Genomic DNA, 21055 nt, shown 5'->3' with positions numbered 1-21055 from the left:
CCGGGCGAATTTGACGATCAGCTGCCGGTGAGACGGTCCGGAGCATCCGAGGGGCCGGGCATCCCCGGCGCCTCCGGGAGCTCCTCGGTGATCCGGCTCAGCAGCTCGATGACGTCGTCGACGGTCAGTGTGCGGCCCGCGTCGCGCTCCGACCCGTACAGCCGAGGTCCGAGCTCCTCGCGGGCCCGCCGCTCGGTCCCGGTCGCCTCGGCCCGTTGCGCCTCGGACCTCGGGTCGAACGGGCGCCAGCTGTCCGCCGCCGCCAGGATCCGTACGGCCGCTCCGTGGTGGCCCACCTCGGGCAGCACGTTCGCCACGCCCTCCGCCAGCTGCGCGGTGACGAGCTCGGCGCACTGGGCGTCCCGCGCCGCGCGGAGTGCCGCCGCCAGACCCCGCACGCCCGCGACCGGACCACCGCCGGGCCCCGGTTCGCGCACCGCGATCCGGGCGGCCAGCCCGTCGACCACGGCGTTGACGTGCGGTGGCAGGCTGCCCCGTCCGACCGCGCCCGCCGCCTCGTCGACCAGGCGCCGCGCCATCGCGATGTCCCCCCGCTCCAGGGCCGCGGTGGCGCGCAGGTACTGCCCGTACGCGCGGGCGTCGTGCACCTGGTAGCGCTCGGCCTCCCGCTCCGCCTCGGTCAGGAGGCGGTCGAAGTCCTCGGCGTCCCCGGCCAGGTGGGCGAGTTCCGCGAGGCGGGCGAGGAGGAACGGCGCCTCGATGTGCGCCCCGACCTCACGGGACAGCAGCAGCGCCTCCTCGTACGCCGCCCGTGCCTGCGCGGAACGGCCGCGCATCACGGCTGCCTCCGCCGCCGCGCTCGCGACCTGCGCCCGGATCCAGCGGTCGCCGACGCGGCGGCTCAGTTCGCGCAGTTCCGCGAGATCGGCGTCGACCCCGGGCATGCCGCCGGGCATGTCGACGACCATGTGGGTGCGGTACATCAGCGTGACGCCGTACTCCCAGGCGCCGCCGTGGACACGGGCGTTCTCGACCGCCCTCTCGATGTTCGCGTGGGTTCCGGTCACCGTGCCGGTCCTGAACGTGGTCATCGGCCAGAGCAGTCCCGGGAAGCGGGCGGACTGCGGGCCCGAGGACCTGAACGCGTCGGCCACCCGGCCCATCAGCTCCCGATGGTCCTCGTCGTCGTGGATGTCCTCGGTGGGCCGGGTCTCCAGGACGAGAAAATGCCGCAGCACCTCCAGGTGCATGCGCGGCCAGTAGCGGGGGTCGTCGACGCCGGTCGGCTCCGGGCCGAGCGCCACGGCTCGTTCGGTCCAGGTGAGGCCCTCGGTGCGGAAGTCGCGCAGCCACCAGAACCATCCCATGCCGAGAACCAGCCGTACGGCCTCCGGCTCGGACGGGCCGGTGAGGACCGTCCGGTGGAGGGCGGCCCTGATGTTGTCCAGCTCCGTCTCCAGGCGCTCGATCCAGGGCAGTTGGTCGCCGGAGCGGATGCGGGGCTCGGCCTGCTCCACGAGTGCGAGGAGTTACGCGGTGTGCGCGCTCGCGGCGGCGGCACGTATCTCCGGGGCCTCGGCGGCTCGTTCGGCGGCGTACTCGTGGATGGTCTCCAGGAGCCGGTAGCGCATCTCGCCGGTGGCGGCCGGGGTGGCGACGACGAGGGACTTGTCGACGAGAGCGCCGATCAGATCGGCGGTGGAGGGGTGGTCGGGGAACGGACCGGCAGGCTCCGGTCCGGTGGGCGGCGTTCCGGGTGTGACGACGGCTTCCGCGGCCCGCAGGTCCCGGTCGCCCGCGAAGACGGACACCTGCCGCAGAGCCGTGCGTTCGTCCTCGTCGAGCAGGTCCCAGGACCAGTCGACGACGGCACGCAGCGTCTGCTGACGCGGCAGTACGGTGCGGCTTCCGCCGGTCAGCAGACGGAACCGGTCGTCGAGCCGGTCCGCGATCTGGCGCGGACCGAGCAGCCGCAGCCGGGCGGCGGCCAGCTCGATGGCGAGCGGCTGCCCGTCGAGCCGTCGGCAGATCTCGGCGACGGCCTCCGCGTCGTGCCCCGCCTCCTGCCCGGGGTCGAAATCGGGGCGTACGGCACGGGCGCGCTCGGCGAACAGCCGGTGGGCGGGATCGGCCGGGAGCGGGCCGACCGGGCGTACGGATTCGCCGGGGACGCCGAGGGGTTCGCGGCTGGTGGCGAGGATGCGCAGCCGCGGGCAGTGGGTGAGCAGGGTCTCGGCGAGGGCGGCGGCCGCGTCGATGACGTGTTCGCAGTTGTCCAGGATGAGCAGGACGGGGCGGGTGCGGGAGCGGTGCGCCAGGTGCTCGACGAGGAGGCCGGTCGGATCGGTGCGCGGCGGCTGCGGGTCGCGGTTGTTGTCACGCAGGAGGGCCGTCTCGCGCAGCCCGAGAGCGGAAAGCACGGCTCCGGGTACGTCCACGGGGTCTTCCACGGAGGCGAGTTCGGTGATCCAGGCGTCTGCGGCGGCTCCATGGGTGGCGGCCTCCTCGGCCAGCCGGGTCTTGCCGGAGCCGCCGGGGCCGGTGAGGGTGACCAGGCGGGAACGGTTCAGATCGGCGCCGATGGACCGCAGTTCGGGCTCACGCCCGACGAACGAGGTGAGCCGGGGCCGGAGGTTGCCGGCCGCGACGGGTGAGGCGGGCGGGGCAGACGGGGCAGACGCCGACGCCGTTGACACCTGTGGCTGCGGCTGCGGCTGCGATGGAGTGAGCAACTCCCGGTGAAGTCCGGCCAGTTCCGGTCCGGGATCGGCCCCGAGGCCGTCGGCGAGAGTGCGGCGGGCGTCCTCGTACGCGACCAGCGCGTCGGCCTGGCGGCCTTCGGCACTCAGGGCACGGATCAGCTGGGCCCGGAAGCGTTCGTCGTACGGATGGGCGGCCGTCAGTTCCATGAGCTCCGGTACGAGGGTCCGAGGGCCGCTCGTCCGTCCGCCGTCGGGCCCCGCACCGACACCCGCGCCCGGCGCCGCGCACCGCAGATCGGCCTCGATACGGCGTTCCAGCGCGGCCAGCCGGTGGGCCTCCGGGCGCAGGGCGTGGCCGTGGTCCCGTTCCGGCAGGTCGGCCAGGGCGGGGCCGCGCCACAGGCCGAGCGCGGTACGGAGCGTGCGCGCCGCCGTCGCGGGATCGCCCGCGTCGAGCTGCTCGGCGCCCCGCCGGGCCAGCCGCTCGAACAGGTGCAGGTCGACCTCGTCGGGCCCGGCCTCCAGGCGGTAGCCCCCGTGGGTGCTCGTGATCGCGTCGCGGCCCAGTACCCGGCGCAGCCGGCCCACCAGGGCCTGGAGCGCGGCCGGGGCGTCGTGCGGAGGGTCCGCGCCCCATATGTCGTCGACCAGGTCGGCGACGGGGACGGGGCGTCCCGCACGCAGTGCGAGGGCGGCGAGCAGGGCGCGCAGCCGGGTGCCGTGCACGGGCAGCACGGCGCCGTTCTCGTCTCGCGCCTCGGTGACGCCGAGGATCAGGTACCGCATCGGGCCATTGTGTCCCGCGCCCCGGCCGACGGCAGGCGACCGCCCGCACCGGCCCCGCCGCACGCGCCTACCGCTGCAGCGTCCGCCTGGCGGGCACCACTCCGCCCGCGACCGCGCGCTGGCGGGGCGCCGCCGTGCCCGTCCAGCAGGTGCCGCGCCGCGACACCAGGCGGCGGAGCCAGAGCTCCGTGGACGCCAGGTGCGCGAGGCCGTCCAGCGGGAGCGGTTCGCCCTCGGAGGCCGCGCGCAGGGCCTTCCGTACGACACGGGCCTCGACCAGGCCGGCGTCGGCGAGCAGCGGGGCGTCGAACAGGGCGATCAGCTCCGGGAGGGCTGCGCGCAGGCCGGTGCGGGCGGTCGCGTTCGAGGTGGCGAGGGACGGGGTGCCCCAGCCCGGCGGCAGATCGTGGATGCCCGCGCCCGCGAGCACCCGGCGCAGGATCGCGGCGCGGGCGCCCGGCTGGACCCGGAGCGATTCGGGGAGCGCACGGGCGGCGCGTACGACCTGGTTGTCCAGGAAGGGGGCGTGCAGTCGCTGGCTGCGGTTCTCGGCGGCCTGCTCCAGGATCCGGTGATCGGCGGCGTACCGGGCCAGGGCCGCCCTGGCGCGGGCCTCGCCGGGGCGCTGGACGGAGACCGGGCGCAGGGCCGCCTCCTGGAGCCGCACCGCCACCTCGGCGAGCGCCTCCCCCGTGAGCCAGCGCGCGGCGGGTCCGGGCCGCGACCAGGCGAGGGCGGCGAGCGAGGCGTCGGCGGGGGTGTCGAGGTCGGGGGCGTTCCGGTTGGCGTCCGGCAGCCGGTCGGCCGCCACTTCCAGGCCGGTGCGGTACGAGGTACGGGACAGGCGGCGGGCCGCGCGGTAGACGGTGAGCGGCACGAACAGGGAGTGCGCGCTCGGGCCCTCCGCCCTGGCGAGCGCGGCGACCGGGCGCAGCAGATGGCGTCGGCGCCGGTCCATCAGCAGGTCGGCGAGGCGGGCCGGGTGGGCGTCGAGGACCTGCCGGGCGCCGCCGCCGACGAAGTGGTCGGCGCTGCCCGAGGCGAGGCGGCGGCGGTGGCGCTCGGCGACGACGAGTGATGGGGCGGGTTCGTCGGTGAGCGGGCCGCTGCCCAGGTCGGCGTAGGGCAGGGCCTCTTCCCCGGCCGCGACGACCACGTGGTGCAGGCGCGGGTTGGCGGCGATGACGCGGGCGCGTTCGAGTTCGTCCTCGTGTCCGCTCGCGGTGAGGTCGTTCAGGGTGACGGCGAGCAGCCGCTCACCCGCGCCGGTGCCGTGGCCGAGGAGGGTGCCGGGCAGGCCCGGCAGTCCGGCGGCGAGCAGGGCGAGGGTGGCGGAGGAGCTGCCTCCGGACAGGTCGGAGCCGATGCCGGGCACCGGTGCGCCACGGGCGGCGCGCCGGTCGGCGGGGCCCATGCCGGGGACCGGGCCGGGGTCGGGCGGCAGGGTCTCGGGCGCGTGGCGCGGGGCGAGGAGCCGGGCGCGTACGGCTTCGATCAGGGCGTCGCGTACGCCTTCGACGGCGCTGACCGGGTCGATCTGGGGTGCGGCGACGGCGAGCGAGGCCACCGCCTCGTAACCGGTGATCTCGCGCGAGCCCTCGCGGAGGATGAGCGCATGGCCCGGCGGGATGCGTTTCACCCCGGCGTACGGGGTGCCGTCGCGCAGCGCCTCCGGTGTTTCGGGGCAGGCGAGCAGGGCGGCCAGGTGGCCGATGTCCAGCTGGGCCTCGATGAGGTCGGCGAGCGGGAGTGCGGCGGTGGCGTACGCGGTGCCGCCCGCCCAGGGCGTGTAGAAGACGGGGCGGGCTCCGGCGAGGTCGCCGATGACGGTGATCCGGCGGCCGATCTGGACGACGGTCGTGTAGCTGCCGGGCCAGGAGGTGAGGTGGCGCAGGGCTCCGCCGCGGGCGGCGAGGAGGCCGGATCGCAGTTGTTCGTCGGTGGCGCTGCAGCAGCCGAGGACGGCCATCCGGGCGGTGGGCGCGCCTTCGGCGGTCTCGACCGTGGTGATCCGGATCTCGTCGGGGCGCCAGTCCCCGACGGCCCAGAGCGGATCCGGGTCGCCCCACAGGAGTTGGGAGCCCACGGGGTGCATCGTGCGCCCCTCGTCACTGGGGCCGACCGCTCCGGCCGTGCCGAAGCTCGCGGCGATACTGCTCCACCCCACCAACCAACGCATCGCCGCCTCCACAGGCTGTGGACAAAACGGCGCAGCAGGAAAGTATCGGGTGAACATCGGTAACGCGCGGCGCCGTTGCGAACATGCTGCCACGACAACGGCGCGCAGGAGGGGCTACGTACGGCGCACGTCGGAAGGGCATGCGCCCCTGGCAAAGGCCGCGCCGGGCCGGCCGCCGGGCCGGCCGGGTCGCCGCCCGGGTCCGTCCGGGAAGCGGCCGCCGCTTCGACGGCAGAACATCACGCACGGCCTCCGCCAAGCGCATCTTGCGCCAACTGACCTACGGAACAAGCGCGTTGCGTGTCTCCTACGGGCCGGATCCGCCAGCCGAAATCCGGCCATGCTCAACTCGTGCCCGACCGGCCGCGAACCACTCTCGGGCCGTTCGGCGGACAACTCTCCGGCGGTCGACGAGATGTCCGCGAAACGGGCGGCCCAACCTCGGACGACCGGCGACATTCGGCCATTCTCAGAGCAGGTCGGAACCGTGCGACGCGGCACTCACCGCATCGGAAGTCCCTTTTCGCCCCACTTCATTCCCTGATTCTTCCCGAGTACCTCCAGGACCCCTCCGGCAGCCGCGAAAGATCTCCACCGGGGCTGCCGACGCACAGTCCGGGAGGTGTCGTCCACCTCCCGGACCGGTCCGCCGCCTGCGGGGAATGAGGCGGCAGTGTCCCCCAGCCCACTGAGTCCTGTGCAGTGGGCCGACCCACGCAGCACCCATGGAAACGCTTCCGAAACAGCCGGACGAGAGCGCACGGCCGGGCGCACGGCCACACACCAGGAGCACGTCCGCGGCCCGACGCACGACGTCGGCGGCGCGCCCGGACTACGCCTCCCACGTGCCGTTCCCGTGCGCCGTCGAGCAGGGATCCGGGCCCGGCGAACACGGCGTCCGGACCGCTTCCGAGCCCCGTACGGGCCGCGCCCGATCCTCATCCGGACCGCACCCGAACCCCATCCGTTCCACCGCCCGCGTCCGCACGGACAACAATCCCGCCATACGGACGTCTGCCCCTTAACGGTAGGGATGCGGCGAACTACGCTGGGTTTACTGAGGTTCTCTGCAGGAGGCATATTCCTCGGGGCTCGGCCACATGCGTGTGCGGCCGGAGTGCCGGGGTTCGTCGCTGGGGAGGACACGGTACGAATGCCGCGCGCCGCGAAGGTGACGCGGCGGCCGTCTGTGTGTCGAGGGGTGGCGCATGTCCAGGGAGCTACGCGGACCGAACGAGAAGCTCGGAACCGTTCTCGCCCTCGCGGGAATCAGCAACGCCGGGCTCGCCCGGCGGGTCAATGACCTCGGGGCGCAGCGCGGTCTGACACTTCGGTACGACAAGACCTCGGTGGCCCGGTGGGTCTCCAAGGGCATGGTGCCGCAGGGCGCCGCGCCCCATCTCATCGCTGCGGCGATCGGCGCCAAGCTCGGCCGGCCGGTCCCGCTGCACGAGATCGGGCTGGCGGACGCCGACCCGGCGCCGGAGGTCGGTCTGGCCTTCCCGCGCGACGTGGGCGAGGCGGTCCGCTCGGCGACCGAGCTGTACCGGCTGGATCTGGCCGGGCGGCGCGCGGGCAGCGGCGGGATCTGGCAGTCGCTCGCGGGCTCGTTCTCGGTGAGCGCGTACGCGACGCCCGCGTCCCGCTGGCTGATATCCCCCGCCGACGCGACGGTGGAGCGAGACGCGGCGGCGGCCGAGGCCCCCGCCTTCGACAACCAGGGCGCACGGGGCGCACGGAGCGGTGCAGGGGCGCAGAGCCCGCCGGGCAAGGCGGCGACGAGCACGGCGGCGGTGCCGCCCGGCGCCCCGGCCGCGCTGAACGCCCAGGCTGCCCGGACGGCGCTCGGCACGCTGGGAGCGCTGGGTACGCGACAGGCACCCGCCATCCCCGCCCAGCCCCGCCCGGACGCGGCACCGGCACCGGCACCGGCGGCGGAACCAGCACCTGTGCCCGCCACCATCCCGGCCACCGCGCTCACCACCACCAGTGACATCTCCCCGCTGCGGGTCGGCCACAGCGATGTCTCCAAGCTGCGCGAGGCGGCCCAGGACGCCCGCCGCTGGGACTCCAAGTACGGTGGCGGGGACTGGCGTTCTTCCATGGTTCCCGAGTGTTTACGGGTCGACGCCGCACCACTGCTGCTCGGTTCGTACAGCGACGAGGTGGGCCGGGCACTCTTCGGCGCCGCGGCCGAGCTGACCAGGCTCGCCGGCTGGATGGCCTTCGACACCGGCCAGCAGGAGGCCGCGCAGCGCTACTACATCCAGGCGCTGAGACTCGCGCGGGCCGCGGCCGACGTGCCCCTCGGCGGCTACGTGCTCGCGTCCATGTCGCTCCAGGCGACGTACCGCGGCTTCGCCGACGAGGGGGTCGACCTCGCGCAGGCCGCCGTGGAACGCAACCGTGGCCTCGCCACGGCCCGCACCATGAGCTTCTTCCGCCTGGTGGAGGCGCGTGCCCACGCCAAGGCGAACGACGCGTCCGCCGCGGGATCCGCGCTGAAGGCCGCCGAGGGCTGGCTGGAGCGCTCCCGGGACGGCGACGCGGACCCGTCCTGGCTGGGCTTCTACTCGTACGACAGGTTCGCGGCCGACGCCGCGGAGTGCCACCTCGACCTGAAGGCGCCCCGGCAGGTGCGGCGCTTCACCGAGCAGGCGCTCTCCCGGCCCACCGAGGAATTCGTCCGCTCGCACGGGCTGCGGCTCGTGGTGTCGGCGGTGGCCGAGCTGGAGTCGGGCAATCTGGACGCGGCCTGCGCCGCGGGCACCCGGGCGGTGGAGGTGGCGGGCCGCATCTCCTCGGCGCGGACCACAGAGTACGTACGTGATCTGCTGCACCGGCTCGAACCGTACGGCCACGAGCCCCGCGTCGCCGAGCTGCGCGAGCGGGCCAGGCCGCTCCTGGTGGCCCCTGCCTAGGGTCTTCCGTCCGGATCGGGCCGGACCCCGCTCCCTGATCCGGCCTGATCCGAACGAGAGGCCCCGGTCGGCCCGACCGGACCCGTGCGGGCCGGCCGGCGCACGGCGGCAGGCGCACGGCGGCAGGCATACGCGCGGTGTCGTCACGGCATCCGGACGGCATCCGCGCGGGCACCGGGGTGCCACGGGCCGTAAAGATTCGGCGCCACGCTGGGCCGCACTGGTTTGAGTGCGTTGTCAGTGGGTCAGTGCACTATCGGGGTGGGAGGTGGCGTGATGATGACGCGCGCGGCGTACGACTGCGATGTGCTGGTGATCGGCGGCGGGATCGTCGGCCTGTCGACGGCGTATGCGATCACACGCACCGCTCCGGGCACCCGGGTCACGGTCCTGGAGAAGGAGTGGGGCCCGGCCCGGCACCAGACCGGCCGCAACAGCGGAGTGATCCACAGCGGCATCTACTACCGCCCCGGCTCGCTCAAGGCCCGCTACGCGGTGCGCGGCGCCGCCGAGATGGTCGACTTCTGCGCCGAGCACGGCATCGCCCACGCGGTGACCGGCAAGCTGATCGTCGCGACCGAGCGGGCCGAGCTGCCCCGGCTGCACGCCCTGGTCCAGCGCGGCCGGCAGCACGGACTGCCGGTGCGCGAGCTGGGCCCCGCCCAGATCACGGAGTACGAACCCCGGGTGCGCGGCCTCGCCGCGATCCGGGTCGGGTCGACCGGGGTGTGCGACTTCGGCGCGGTCGCGGCCCGGTTCGCCGCCGAGGTGAGCGCGGCCGGCGGGGTGATCCGTTACGGGGCGGAGGTCACCGCGATAGACCGGCGCCCCTGGGGCGTGGCGGTGCGCACGGCGGACGGCACGGTGGTGCGGGCCCGCGTGCTGGTCAACTGCGCGGGGCTGCACTGCGACCGGGTGGCCCGGCTCGCGGGCGACGACCCGGACATGCGGATCGTGCCCTTCCGGGGCGAGTTCTACGAGCTGGCGCGGCCGGAGCTGGTGCGCGGCCTGGTCTATCCGGTGCCCGATCCGGCGTTCCCGTTCCTCGGGGTCCATCTGACCCGGGGCCACGACGGCAGCGTCCACGTCGGGCCGAACGCGGTGCCCGCGCTGGCCCGCGAGGGGTACGGCTGGCCGGTCGTGCGCCCGCGCGAGCTGGCGGACACCCTGGCCTGGCCCGGCACCTGGCGGATAGCCCGCAGACACTGGCGGTACGGGGCGGGCGAGGTGCACCGTTCGCTGTCGAAGCACGCGTTCACCCAGGCCGTGCGGCGGCTGCTGCCGGAGGTGACGGAGGCCGATCTGAGACCGGCCCCGGCCGGGGTCAGGGCCCAGGCGGTGCTGCGGGACGGCACCCTGGTCGACGATTTCCTCATCCGCGAGGCCCCGCACACCGTCCACGTACTGAACGCGCCGTCGCCCGCCGCGACGGCGTCGCTGCCCATCGGGCGGGAGGTAGCACGCAGGGCGCTGCTCCGGGCACGGGAGACGGGGTGGAGGCCGCCCGCCGTAGAATCGGGGCATTGTGTCTGAGCCCATGAACCCCTCCGAGAGCCTCTCCGGGGACTCCCCCGAGAGCTCCTCCGAGCACCTCTCCTCGTCCGCTGCCGGGATTCCGGACGATCTGCGCGCCGCTTCCTTCGAGCGGCAGCGCAGGCTGCGCCAGGAGCCGCGCTTCCCGGGCGGGCCCGCCGTCGACCCGGCCGGCTCGCACCACGAGCGCCGGATCCGCAGCTTCCAGCCGCGTCGCAGCCGCGTCACGCCCGGCCAGGAGGACGCCCTGCTGCGGCTCTGGCCGAAGTGGGGCCTGGACATCGACGGGCAGCGCGTCCTCGACCTGCCCGAGCTGTTCGACGGGCTCCCGACCGTGCTGGAGATCGGCTTCGGGATGGGCGAGGCCACCGCGCAGATGGCCGCCGACGACCCGGGTACGGGCATCCTCGCCGTCGATGTGCACACCCCCGGCCAGGGCAATCTGCTGGGCCTCGCGGACCGCAACGGCCTGTCGAACATCCGGGTGGCCAACGGCGACGCGATCATCCTGCTGCGCGAGATGCTCAAGCCGGATTCGCTGGACGGGCTGCGGGTGTACTTCCCCGACCCGTGGCCCAAGAAGCGCCATCACAAGCGGCGGCTGATCCAGCCGGAGTTCCTCGATCTGGTTGCGCAGCGGCTGAAGCCGGGCGCGGTGATCCACTGTGCGACCGACTGGGAGCCGTACGCGGAGCAGATGCTGGAGGTGCTGAGCGCGCACCCCCTCTTCGAGAACACTCAGGCGGACGGCGGCTACGCGCCCCGGCCCGCGTTCCGGCCGCTGACCCGGTTCGAGGGACAGGGCCTGGACAAGGGCCACGTAGTGCACGACCTGCTCTTCGCCCGCCGCTGAGACGGGCGTAAGGCCCGGTGAGCCGGGCCGGTGGGCGGGGCCGGTGAGCCGGGCCCGCGTGCCGGGCCCGCGTGCCGGGCGGATGGGGCATGCCAGCGTGCCTGCGTGGCGTGTCCGCGTGCTGGATGGCCGGTGGGCGCCCCATGGTCAGGTGTCAGTGCTGCTGGTTAGGGTCATTGCGTGGTGTCCGACGGGTCTGTCCAGCAGCGGCAGTCGCAGCCGGCCGTCCCGCTTCTTGAGGAGCAGCGGGTCGGCGAGATCCTGGCTGCCGTGCCGGAGCGCAGGCACTGGCGTTACCGGCCGCGCCGCGTGGGCATGGTGTGGCGCAGCCGGACGTTCCGCGTCGCGGCGGTGTTCACCGTGCTCGCGATCTGCGGTCTGGTGATCCTGGCCCTGGTCCGCGACCAGACGGGCACCCAGGGGTTCCTCGTCGGCCTAGGCCTCGCCGTGCTGCCCGTACCGCTCCTGCTGGCGGCGTTCCGCTGGCTGGACCGGGTCGATCCGGGCCCCTGGCGGAATGTGCTGTTCGCCTTCGCCTGGGGTGCGTTCGCCGCCGCCCTGGTCGCGATCCTGGCGAATTCCTTCGCGACCCGCTGGATAGCCACGACCATCGCCGACCCGTCGAACGCCGACACCCTCGGCGCCACGGTCATAGCTCCGGTCGTCGAGGAGAGCGCCAAGGCCGCCGCGGTCCTGCTGATCTTCCTGTTCCGAAGACGGGAGTTCAACGGAATCGTCGACGGCGTCGTGATCGCCGGCGTCACCGCGAGCGGCTTCGCCTTCACCGAGAACATCCTCTATCTCGGCAACGCCTTCGGCGAGGACCAGCAGATCGGCAACTCGGGCGTCGTATCGGTGACGGCCGCGACGTTCTTCGTACGGGCTGTGATGTCGCCGTTCGCGCACCCGCTCTTCACGGTGCTGACCGGCATAGGCTTCGGCCTCGCCGCGGCGGGCGCCCGGCGCCGACGGGTCCGTCGCATCGTGCTGCCGCTGCTGGGTCTCGTCCTCGCCATGGGCATGCACTCGCTGTGGAACGGATCGGCGGTCTTCAGCCCGTACGGCTTCTACGCCGTGTACGCGGTGTTCATGGTCCCGGTCTTCGGCCTGGTGACCTGGCTGGCGATCTGGTCGCGCCGACGGGAGCTGCGCACGCTCGCCGCCGAGCTGCCCGCCTACGCGGCGGCGGGCTGGCTGAGCCCGGCGGAACCGCTCGCCCTCTCCTCCATGCGGGCCCGCGGCCTGGCCCGCGACGCGGCACGCCGCCAGTACGCCGTCGCGGCCCGGGGAAGCCGGTACACCCCGTACGGGCCCGGCTGGGCACCCGGATCCGTACCGGGAGCGATGCCCGGCTCCATGCCAGGTCCCTCTGCCCGGGCAACGACGCAGGCGAAGGCCGCGGCGCAGGCCGCGGAGGCCCACGGGAAGGCGGCCGCCCGCGCCGTCGCCGAGTACGAATCGTTCGCGACCTCACTGGCCGCGCTGCGACTCCAGGCCCGCCGCGGTACGGCCGGCCCCGACTTCGCCGAACGCGAGCTGGAACTGCTGCACCACCTCTGGCAGCGCAGGGAGGTGGCCGCCCCCGCCCTGACGTACGCGGCGCAGGCGACGGGACTCCTGCGCCCCCACCGCCTGCCGCCGCTCCCGTACGCCCAGCAGTTCACTCCGCAGTTCACTCCGCACACGCAGTACGGCGGCCCCGGCCCCGGCCCCGGCCCCGGCCCCGGCCCCGGCTACAACCCTTATCGGATGCCGCAGCAGCCACCGCAATAGGCCCTGTCCCGACGGATCAGGCGGATGCCTCGGTGAGTTCTGCCAGTTCCTGCTCGGTCAGCGTGAGGTCCGCGACGGCCAGCAGCGCGGGCAGCTGCTCGACCGTACGGGCCGAGGCGATCGGCGCGACCACGGTCGGCCGGGACGCGAGCCAGGCCAGCGCGACGGTCGCGATCTGCGCATCGCGCTCCTTGGCGACCTTGTCCAGCGCGGCCAGGACCTTCTGTCCCCGCTCCGACTCCAGGTGCTGCCGGGCACCCTCCGCCCGCGCGCTCTCCACCGAGGAGCCCGGACGGTATTTGCCGGTGAGGAAGCCGGAGGCCAGGGCGAAGTACGGCACGACGCCGAGCCCGGCACGGGCCGCCGTGTCCTGGAGCTCGCCCTCGTAGGTGTCGCGGGAGACCAGGTTGTAGTGCGGCTGAAGGGCGACGTAGCGGGCCAGGCCCTCGCGCTCCGAGAAGTCCAGGGACGCCTGGAGCCGCTCGGGGCCGATGTTGGAGGCGGCGATCTCCCGGACCTTGCCCTCCTTCACCAGCTGGTCCAGGGCGGTGATGATGTCCTCGACCGGCACGGTCTCGTCGTCGAAGTGCGTGTAGTACAGGTCGATGTGGTCGGTGCCGAGCCGGCGCAGCGATTCCTCGGCCGCGGCCTTGATGTTGGCGGGAGCGAGCCCCTTGTACTGGGGGTGGGTACTGACCTTCGTGGCGACGACGATGTCGGAGCGGTTGCCGCGTGCGGCGAGCCACTTGCCGATGACGGTCTCGGACTCGCCGCCCTCGTTGCCCGGAACCCAGGCCGAGTACCCGTCGGCGGTGTCGATGAAGTTGCCGCCGCCCGCGGCGTACGCGTCCAGCACGGCGAACGACTGCGCCTCATCGGCGGTCCAGCCGAAGACGTTGCCGCCGAGAGCGAGCGGGAAGACCTGAAGGTCGGAAGTGCCCAGCTTACGAAGAGAAGTCATAAGTGAAGCAACGGATTCCGGTGAGCCCGCTATTCCGGAATTCCGGATCCCGACTGCTCCAGGAACTCACCGCGCCCCCCTTCACGCCCCACCGCCCACAAACAGACCGGCAGCCCTGACGTCGGGGGGTGAGCGTCAGGACTGCCGGGGTTCATCGGCCGGCGAACCGGCTCGGACCGAGCGCCCCACGAGACGGGCGGGACAGGCGCCACTTCAAGGGGCGGGCGCCGACTCAAGAGGCAGGCGCCGACTCAAGAGGCAGGCGCCGTCTCAGCCCGGCGGGCGCCGCCTCAGCCCGGCGGGCGCCGACTCAGCGGGACGGGCGCCGACTCAGCGGGACGGGCGCCGACTCAAGGGTTGAGGCCCTTGCCACGGAGCCAGGCCATCGGGTCGATGCCCGTGCCGCCGGCGGTGTGGACCTCCAGGTGGAGGTGCGGTCCCGTCACGTTGCCGGTCGCGCCGACCCGGCCGATGGTCTCGCCGGTGGTGACCTTCTGGCCGACGCTGACGCCGATCGAGGACTGGTGGCAGAACCACAGCTCCGTACCGTCGTCGAGTTCGAGCACCGTGCGGTAGCCGTACGCGCCGGACCAGCCGGCCGACTTGACCGTGCCGCCGTGGATGGCCTTGATCGGGGTGCCGGTCGGGGCCGCGAAGTCGAGGCCCGTGTGGTAGCCGGAGGACCACATCGAGCCGGCCTCGCCGAAGGTCGAGGTGATCGTGTACGAGGAGGTCGGGATGGCGTAGCTGGCGGCGAGCTTGGCGAGCCGCAGCGCCTCCGCCTTCTTCTTGGCCTCCTCCTCCGCCTTCTTCTTCTCGGCGGCGGCCTTGGCCTCGGCCTCGTCCTGCTGCTTCTTGGCCTCGGCGGCCGCCTTCTCCGCCGCCTTCTTCTCCTCGGCCGCCTTGGCCTCGGCGTCGGCGGCGTCCTGCTGCTGCTCGGCCTGCTGGAGGATGCGGGCGCGGAGCGCCTCGCCCGCGTCCGTCGTGCCCTGCTCGGCCTCGGCGGTGGTGATGCCGGCGGTGGTGAGCGGGGCGGTGGCGGCCGTGACCTCGGTCCTGTCGGCCTCGGACTCGTCGGAGAACAAGGCACCCACGCCGGGAAGGGACTTGGCGTCGGGGAGGTGGTCCGTGATCGAGTCGGGCACGGAGATGGAGACCGGCGGCTTGCTCTGCGCGGTGGCCATGCCACCCGCGCCGACCGCCGCTATGACGCCGACACCCAGCACCGTGGAGCTGCGGGCGAGCCCGTTGCGCTGCTTGGCGACGCGGTGCCTGCCGCGCACGGGGCGGACGGACTCCTCGGTGGGGTTCCACTCGTCCCAGTCACGGTCGGGCTCACCGGTGAACCCGCCCGTGAAATTGCCGGTGAAGTCGCCGCCGGGCTCGGTGCCGTAGTCGTGATCGAACCGGGACGGGGCCTCGGGGGCAGGCTTGTTGGACGCCACGGGGGCGCACTCCTTTCCTTCCTTCTCGCCTACCGGGTTAGCTGACGGGTTCGGAGCAGGAAGGTCTCCTACGGGCCCCTCTGCCTCTCACGAGACACAGATGCCCGATTCACCCCATGTAGGTGGTTCCCCGGTTCCCTTGCGGAATTCGGCGCTCGCGCACGGTGCCGCCACTGACGACGGCTGGGACGACCGCGCTGCGTTATCGAACGTTAATAGACACCGGGGCCGTATTCCAAGCTGTTCCAACTGATCGTTCACTTCTTTGGCCTGGACTTTACGGGACACAAGCGGGTGGAATCGGACGAGTTGACCGACCCTCAGTCACTACCCTGATTCTGACGTTGCGTCAAATGTTATGCGGAGCGGCGCCCTTCGATCACACACGGTGGCACCTCCGCCGTCACGCCCCCTCGGCACCGACGATCGGCACGGTCCTTCTCCGGTCCGGCTGCCCCTCCGCCGGACGTACGACCGCGAGCAGCGCCATGTCGTCGGTCGATTCGCCGCCCGTGTGCAGCCGTACGTCATCGGTCAGGGCGGACAGCAACTCCTCGGGCCCCGGGAAGATCCGCCCGCGCAGCCGGGCCGCCGGATCGTAGAAGACTCCCTCGGCGTTCCGTGCCTCGGAGAGGCCGTCCGTGTAGAGGAGCAGGGTCGTCCCGGCCGGCAGATCCCACTCGTCCGTGCACTCCGGCCATGCCCCCAGGTCCATCCCGAGCGGCAGCGCGGGCACCGACGGCTTCAGCACCTCCAGCGCCCCGTCCGGATGCAGCAGGATCGGTTCGGGGTGACCGCGGTTGACGATCCGTACCCGGGACAGTCCGGACGGGATCTCGGCCAGCACGGCGGTGATGAACCCTTCGAGCACGTCGAGCCCGCCCTGTCGCGCCTCCTCCCGGGCCAGCGCCCGCTCCAGCCGCCCCGCCACGCCCTCCAGCGAGGCTTCCTGCTCGGCCGCCTCGCGGAACGCCCCGATGACCACCGCCACCGTCTCCACGGCGGCGAGCCCCTTCCCCCGCACGTCCCCGACCACCAGCCGCACCCCCCACGGGGTGTCCGACACGGCGAACAGGTCACCGCCGATGAACTCGTCCGCCTGCGCCGCCTCGTAGCGGGCCGCGACCTGCAGTCCGCCGGTCCGGTCGGCCGGCTTCGGCAGCACCGCGCGCATGGCGGTCTCCGCGATGAACCGCGCGGAGGCCAGCTGCTCGTTGCCCCGCCGCACGACCCCGTTGATCACGACCGCGAGGACCGAGACCGTGGCCAGGGTCAGCAGTTCGATCAGCGGCACGGCCTCGGGCAGCGTGCTGCTGTACAGCCGCAGCACGATGACGGCCAGCATCGAGGCGATACCGGTGCGGATGGTGCTGGCCAGCGAGAAGAACGGGGCGGCGATCAGCGGAGCGGCCACGAACAGCGGGATGGCAGTGAAGGCCGGCGGGGTGAAGATGTCGAACAGCAGCCCGCCGAGAATCATCAGGGGAGGCAGCGCGCGTACGAACTGCCGGGTGCGGGCACCGCTCCCGGCATGCTCGCCGCGCCGCTTCTCCCGCTTCCACACCTGTGGTCTCCTGCCCGGTACGCGCGCGGCTGCGGACGGTACCGCGCCCCACCCCCAGGCTCGCCGGACCGGAACGAAGCGGCGACTCCTCATCGGCCAATGGGGGGACATGTGCGCTGCGGCTCGCATGCCACGCGGCGAAACGAATCAGGCCCGGCACGCTGCGTGCGTGCCGGGCCTGAATTCTTCAGTAGCGGGGACAGGATTTGAACCTGCGACCTCTGGGTTATGAGCCCAGCGAGCTACCGAGCTGCTCCACCCCGCGTCGGTGAACACAACTCTACGGCATCCCCGGAGCCCTTTTGACCACTCGGGTTCGCCCGCCCTTCATCCGCCCACATCCGCCCCTTCGTCCCGCCCTTCACCCCACTCTTCGTCCCGTCCCTCGTCCCGCCCCTTCGTCCCGCCCTTCACCCCACTCTTCGTCCCGTCTCGCGTCCCGCCTTCGCCGAGCCGCTTCAGGACGACTGGTTCGTCTCGGAGATACGGGGCACGGAATCGGCCTTCCCGTGGACGGCCGGCTGCTTCACCGGGTTCGCACCGCGTTGCAGGGAGTGGAGGATCGCCAGCCCCTGGCCGACGACGCCCGCCGCCATCTCGTTGACGCCATTGGTGCCGTTGAGGACGGTGAGGTCGGCGCCGGACATACCCCTGGCAGCCGCGTCGGCCAGCGCGGGCAGGTTCTCCACGATGCGGTTGGCCGCGATGAGCTCCTGGTTGCCGTCACGCAGCGACGCGGCGCGCACACTGTTGGCGTCCGCCTGCGCCTGGGCGAGGGCCCGCTCGGTGTACGCGTTGCCGTCGGCCTCGAACTTGACCCGGTCACGAGCCGCCTCCGCCAGGGTGCGCTGCCGGTACGCCTCGGCGTCCGCCGGGCGCCGGACCTCGGCCTCCAGCCGTTGGGCGGCGAGTGCGGCCTGACGCTCGGCGAGTGCGGTCTGCTCCTCGATGACCTCGTGCGAGGCCCTTGCCTGGGCGAGCGGTCCGGCCTGGGCGGCGCGGGCGTTGTACTGCTCGGTCTCGGCGAGGAAGCCGGCCCGCTTGATCGCGGTGTCACGCTCGTACTCCGCCTTGAGCGCGGCGGCCTGCTGCTCGCGCTGGCTGGCCTCCTGGTCGGCCTTGGCCTCGGCGATCCGGGCCTGGCTGGCGACCGCGGCGGCGTGTGGGGCCGCGAGGTTCTTGATGTAGCCGGTGGCGTCGTCGATCTCCTGGATCTGAAGGGCGTCCACGACGATGCCGAGCTTCTCCATCTCGCCGTGGCTGCCCGCGATGACCTCCTGGGAGACCCGGTTGCGTTCGCGGATGATCTGCTCCACGGTCAGTCCGCCGACGATGGAACGCAGATGTCCGGCGAAGATCCGCCCGACGAGCTCCTCCATCTGGTCCTGCTCGGTCAGGAAGCGGCGGGCCGCGTTGGCGATGGACACGGCGTCGTCGCCGACCTTGAAGACGGCCACGGCCCGGACGTTGAGGCGGATGCCCTGCTGGGTGACGCAGTCCTCGGTGATCTCCGCCTCGCGCAGCGCCAGGGAGAGCATGCGTGCCTTCTGCTTCACCGGGAGCACGAAACTGCCGTGCCCGGTGACGATCCGGAACTGGGTGTCCAGGGTCTGCCCCTTGGAACCGGAGATGAGCATCGCCTCGTTGGGGGCGGGAACGTGCCAGAAGAACATGGGAAGACTCCTGCCGTACGACACTGCTTCCGTCGGGTACGCGATTGCTTTCGGCCTTCGGCTCAGGACGGCAGGCGTTCCACGATCACGCCGCGGGCCGAGACCGTGTCGACGACGACGACGCGCGCGTCCCTGTCGATCGGCGTCGCCGACCATGCGGTGTAGGCCTCGGACCCACCCCGTACGGCCACCAGCACTTCGCCCGGACCGCCGGACGGAATCGGCACGGTGACGCGGCCGACAGCCCCGACCGGGCTCCGGGCGGACTCATCTGCCCGGTGCATGCGTCGCCCTCGTGAGCGTCCCCGCGTACGCCTGCTCACGCCGCTTCTCACACGGTGTCCCGCACCGCTTCATGGACACGAGGCGACCCCGCCTCCTGGAGGCCCGAGCCTCCCTCGACATCTCCACGGTACTCCGCACCCACCCCGGTGGAACGGTGCCCGCGAGCGGCCGACGATCAGCGAGCGGGCTTGGATATGCGGTGATATGACTGTTTTACCTTCTGTCCTGCCGACGCGATGAACTCGCGCTGATCGGGGAGCGAACCGTGGACGATTACTCCTTGCTCGACCTCTTCTGGACCATGCTCTGGTTCTTCCTCTGGGTCATGTGGCTGTTCCTGCTGTTCAAGGTGATCACGGACATCTTCCGCAGCCACGACCTCGGCGGCTGGGGCAAGGCCGGCTGGCTGGTCCTCACGCTGCTGCTGCCGTACATCGGCGTCCTGGTGTACGTGATCGTGCGCGGCAAGTCCATGAGCAAGCGGGACATCAAGGAAGCCCAGGACCGTGACGCGGCCTTCAAGGCGTACGTACGGGAAGCCGCCGGCACCTCAGACGCGGGCGGCGACGCCACGAAGAAGGGGAGCCACGTCGACGACCTGGCGAAGCTCGCCGAGCTGAGGGACCGGGGCGCCATCACGGACGAGGAGTACCAGCGGGCGAAGACGAAGCTCCTCGTCTGACGTCCGTACCCGTACCGCCGCCCCCACCGCCCGCTCCGCCGTTCTCCGGCGCAGCGCGTATGTCTCCCTCCGAGCGGTCCGGCGAAGTGGCCGGGCGCCAGGACCGCGAGGACGCTTGAGGCATCAGCCACGGTGGCCGTCGCCGCCCGAGGCTCTCGGGGCGCCGGATTCACGGCGGGCCGAGCGGGGTGCGGTCCCCATCTCGACGTACGAGGAGATGGCCCGCCATGGACGGCACCACGTCCGCGGCCCTGGGCGCGATGCGGACCGCGCTGCGCGGTCCCGTCATCGGCCCGCAGGACCCGGAGTACCGCCGGGCCCGCACGGTCTACAACGCCATGATCGACCGGCGCCCGGCTGCGGTGGTGCGGTGCACCGACGCGGCGGACGTGATGGCCGCGGTCGGTTTCGTCCGGGACGCGGGGCTCACGCTCGCGGTCCGCGGCGGCGGGCACAGCGGTGCGGGTCTGTGCCTGGTCGACGACGGCGTCACGATCGACCTCTCGCCCATGCGGTGGGCGCACATCGATCCCGCCGCCCGGACGGCCACGGTCGGCGGCGGCGCCACGCTCGGCGATCTCGACCACGCCGCCCACGCGTTCGGGCTGGCCACCCCCTCCGGAATCCTGTCGTCCACCGGCATCGGCGGCCTCACCCTGGGCGGCGGCCACGGCTACCTCACCCGCAGATACGGCCTGACGATCGACAACCTGCTGGCCGCGGACGTGGTCCTGGCGGACGGCACCTCGGTGACGGCGAACGAAACCACCCACCGCGACCTGTTCTGGGCGCTGCGCGGCGGTGGCGGAAACTTCGGCGTCGTCACCTCCTTCACCTTCCGGCTGCACCCGGTGGACACGGTGGGTGTCGCCGTCACTCTCTGGCCGACCGACCGGATCCCCGACGTACTGCGCTGGTACCGCGACTTCCTGCCGCAGGCCCCCGAAGACCTCAACGGATTCTTCGCCGCGCTCACCGTGCCGCCCGGTCCCCCGTTCCCGGAGGAGATCCACGGTCAGAAGATGTGCGGCGTGGTGTGGTGCTGGACCGGCGACCCCGAACTTCTCGGAACCACCCTCAAGCCCGTCGAGGACCCCGGACCGCCCGCCTTCCACTTCACGGCACCGATGCCCTACACCGCCCTGCAGTCCATGTTCGACGAACTGCTCCCCACCGGTCTGCAGTGGTACTGGCGCGGCAACTTCTTCGACCGGATCACCGACGACGCCATCGACGTACACGTCAAGTACGCGGAGAACCTCCCCACTCCCCTGTCGACCGCCCACCTGTACCCGATCGACGCGGCCGCCCACCGAATCGGCCCCGACGACACGGCCTGGGCCTACCGGGACGCGGTCTGGTCCGGCGTCATCGCGGGCATCGACCCGGACCCGGACAACGCCGAGCAGCTCAGGCAGTGGTGCGTCGACTACTGGGAGGAACTGCACCCGCACTCCATGGGCGGCACGTACGTGAACTTCATCGGCGCGGGCGAAACCCCGGACCGCGTACGCGCCACCTACCGCGACCACTACGCCCGCCTGGCCGCCGTCAAGCACACCTACGACCCGCACAACTTCTTCCACGCCAACCAGAACATCGAACCGGCGGCCCGGCCCGGCGCCGGCCGGCCCGGGAGTGCGCGAGCGGGTCAGGAGAGCCAGTCGGCGTAGTGGGTGGGGGCGAGGTGGGCGTTCTTGTCGGTGAGGACGTCGCCCTTGACGGCGGCGAACATGC

Annotated in this window: 12 protein-coding genes, 1 tRNA gene, 2 pseudogenes and 1 riboswitch; of the genes and pseudogenes, 6 read left to right on the top strand and 9 right to left on the bottom strand. The window is 72.7% G+C overall.

Annotation, left to right across the window (positions count from 1 at the left end; translation table 11 throughout):
• Positions 1–17: 17 nt before the first annotated feature.
• Both ACFVH0_RS37235 and ACFVH0_RS37230 read right to left on the bottom strand, forming a co-directional pair.
• Positions 18–3449, bottom strand: a pseudogene (locus ACFVH0_RS37235) (ATP-binding protein).
• Positions 3450–3516: 67 nt separating this feature from the next.
• The gene (locus ACFVH0_RS37230; RefSeq protein WP_385827666.1) at positions 3517–5628 is read right to left on the bottom strand and encodes an asparagine synthase-related protein; all 2112 of its coding nucleotides are present in this window, start codon (positions 5626–5628) and stop codon (positions 3517–3519) included.
• 1208 nt (positions 5629–6836) lie between these two features.
• Here ACFVH0_RS37230 and ACFVH0_RS37225 point away from each other — a divergent pair.
• The 4 genes from ACFVH0_RS37225 to ACFVH0_RS37210 all read left to right on the top strand — a co-directional run bounded on the left by ACFVH0_RS37225 (position 6837) and on the right by ACFVH0_RS37210 (position 12708).
• A complete protein-coding gene (locus ACFVH0_RS37225; RefSeq protein ID WP_385827664.1) occupies positions 6837–8549 on the top strand; it encodes a sporulation protein in 1713 nt (570 codons plus the stop codon).
• A gap of 276 nt (positions 8550–8825) precedes the next feature.
• Entirely contained in the window at positions 8826–10082 is a 1257-nt protein-coding gene (gene lhgO, locus ACFVH0_RS37220; RefSeq protein WP_385827662.1) for an L-2-hydroxyglutarate oxidase, read from the top strand.
• A 4-nt stretch (positions 10083–10086) separates the two neighbouring features.
• Positions 10087–10935: a tRNA (guanosine(46)-N7)-methyltransferase TrmB gene (gene trmB / locus ACFVH0_RS37215; RefSeq protein WP_385827679.1), complete on the top strand. Its 849-nt coding sequence runs from the start codon at positions 10087–10089 to the stop codon at positions 10933–10935.
• A 183-nt stretch (positions 10936–11118) separates the two neighbouring features.
• A complete protein-coding gene (locus tag ACFVH0_RS37210) occupies positions 11119–12708 on the top strand; it encodes a PrsW family intramembrane metalloprotease (protein WP_385827678.1) in 1590 nt (529 codons plus the stop codon).
• A gap of 16 nt (positions 12709–12724) precedes the next feature.
• Here ACFVH0_RS37210 and ACFVH0_RS37205 read toward each other — a convergent pair whose 3' ends face one another.
• The 6 genes from ACFVH0_RS37205 to ACFVH0_RS37180 all read right to left on the bottom strand — a co-directional run bounded on the left by ACFVH0_RS37205 (position 12725) and on the right by ACFVH0_RS37180 (position 18635).
• Complete coding sequence (locus tag ACFVH0_RS37205) at positions 12725–13669, bottom strand: aldo/keto reductase (RefSeq protein ID WP_385827660.1); 945 nt, start codon at positions 13667–13669, stop codon at positions 12725–12727.
• A 350-nt stretch (positions 13670–14019) separates the two neighbouring features.
• On the bottom strand, positions 14020–15114 hold the full coding sequence (locus ACFVH0_RS37200) for a M23 family metallopeptidase (RefSeq protein ID WP_385827658.1): 1095 nt from the start codon (positions 15112–15114) through the stop codon (positions 14020–14022).
• 11 nt (positions 15115–15125) lie between these two features.
• Positions 15126–15278: riboswitch (cyclic di-AMP (ydaO/yuaA leader) on the bottom strand.
• A gap of 239 nt (positions 15279–15517) precedes the next feature.
• On the bottom strand, positions 15518–16678 hold the full coding sequence (locus tag ACFVH0_RS37195; RefSeq protein ID WP_385827656.1) for a PP2C family protein-serine/threonine phosphatase: 1161 nt from the start codon (positions 16676–16678) through the stop codon (positions 15518–15520).
• Positions 16679–16869: 191 nt separating this feature from the next.
• A tRNA-Met gene (locus ACFVH0_RS37190) sits at positions 16870–16943 on the bottom strand.
• Between the two features lie 193 nt (positions 16944–17136).
• The gene (locus tag ACFVH0_RS37185; protein ID WP_385827654.1) at positions 17137–18351 is read right to left on the bottom strand and encodes an SPFH domain-containing protein; all 1215 of its coding nucleotides are present in this window, start codon (positions 18349–18351) and stop codon (positions 17137–17139) included.
• A 62-nt stretch (positions 18352–18413) separates the two neighbouring features.
• On the bottom strand, positions 18414–18635 hold the full coding sequence (locus ACFVH0_RS37180) for a hypothetical protein (protein ID WP_385827652.1): 222 nt from the start codon (positions 18633–18635) through the stop codon (positions 18414–18416).
• Positions 18636–18901: 266 nt separating this feature from the next.
• Here ACFVH0_RS37180 and ACFVH0_RS37175 point away from each other — a divergent pair, with 266 nt between their 5' ends.
• Positions 18902–19318, top strand: coding sequence for an SHOCT domain-containing protein (locus ACFVH0_RS37175; RefSeq protein ID WP_385827649.1), 417 nt, complete (start codon positions 18902–18904; stop codon positions 19316–19318).
• 227 nt (positions 19319–19545) lie between these two features.
• On the top strand, positions 19546–20991 hold the full coding sequence (locus tag ACFVH0_RS37170) for an FAD-binding oxidoreductase (RefSeq protein WP_385827647.1): 1446 nt from the start codon (positions 19546–19548) through the stop codon (positions 20989–20991).
• Here ACFVH0_RS37170 and ACFVH0_RS37165 read toward each other — a convergent pair.
• A pseudogene (locus ACFVH0_RS37165) lies at positions 20970–21055 on the bottom strand (LysR family transcriptional regulator); the annotation flags it as partial. The gene ACFVH0_RS37170 and the pseudogene ACFVH0_RS37165 sit on opposite strands and share 22 nt — an antisense overlap.

Source organism: Streptomyces sp. NPDC127117 (assembly GCF_042677325.1).
Lineage (GTDB): Bacteria > Actinomycetota > Actinomycetes > Streptomycetales > Streptomycetaceae > Streptomyces.
Note: the sequence above shows the minus strand (reverse complement) of the source record. Positions and strands in the feature narration are given on the sequence as shown.

Coding starts and splice junctions, on each gene's coding strand:
- ACFVH0_RS37185 (WP_385827654.1), bottom strand. CDS start 18,351: ATGTTCTTCTGGCACGTTCCCGCCCCCAACGAGGCGATGCTCATCTCC.
- ACFVH0_RS37225 (WP_385827664.1), top strand. CDS start 6,837: ATGTCCAGGGAGCTACGCGGACCGAACGAGAAGCTCGGAACCGTTCTC.
- trmB (WP_385827679.1), top strand. CDS start 10,087: ATGAACCCCTCCGAGAGCCTCTCCGGGGACTCCCCCGAGAGCTCCTCC.
- ACFVH0_RS37205 (WP_385827660.1), bottom strand. CDS start 13,669: ATGACTTCTCTTCGTAAGCTGGGCACTTCCGACCTTCAGGTCTTCCCG.
- ACFVH0_RS37230 (WP_385827666.1), bottom strand. CDS start 5,628: ATGCGTTGGTTGGTGGGGTGGAGCAGTATCGCCGCGAGCTTCGGCACG.
- ACFVH0_RS37180 (WP_385827652.1), bottom strand. CDS start 18,635: ATGCACCGGGCAGATGAGTCCGCCCGGAGCCCGGTCGGGGCTGTCGGC.
- ACFVH0_RS37170 (WP_385827647.1), top strand. CDS start 19,546: ATGGACGGCACCACGTCCGCGGCCCTGGGCGCGATGCGGACCGCGCTG.
- lhgO (WP_385827662.1), top strand. CDS start 8,826: ATGATGACGCGCGCGGCGTACGACTGCGATGTGCTGGTGATCGGCGGC.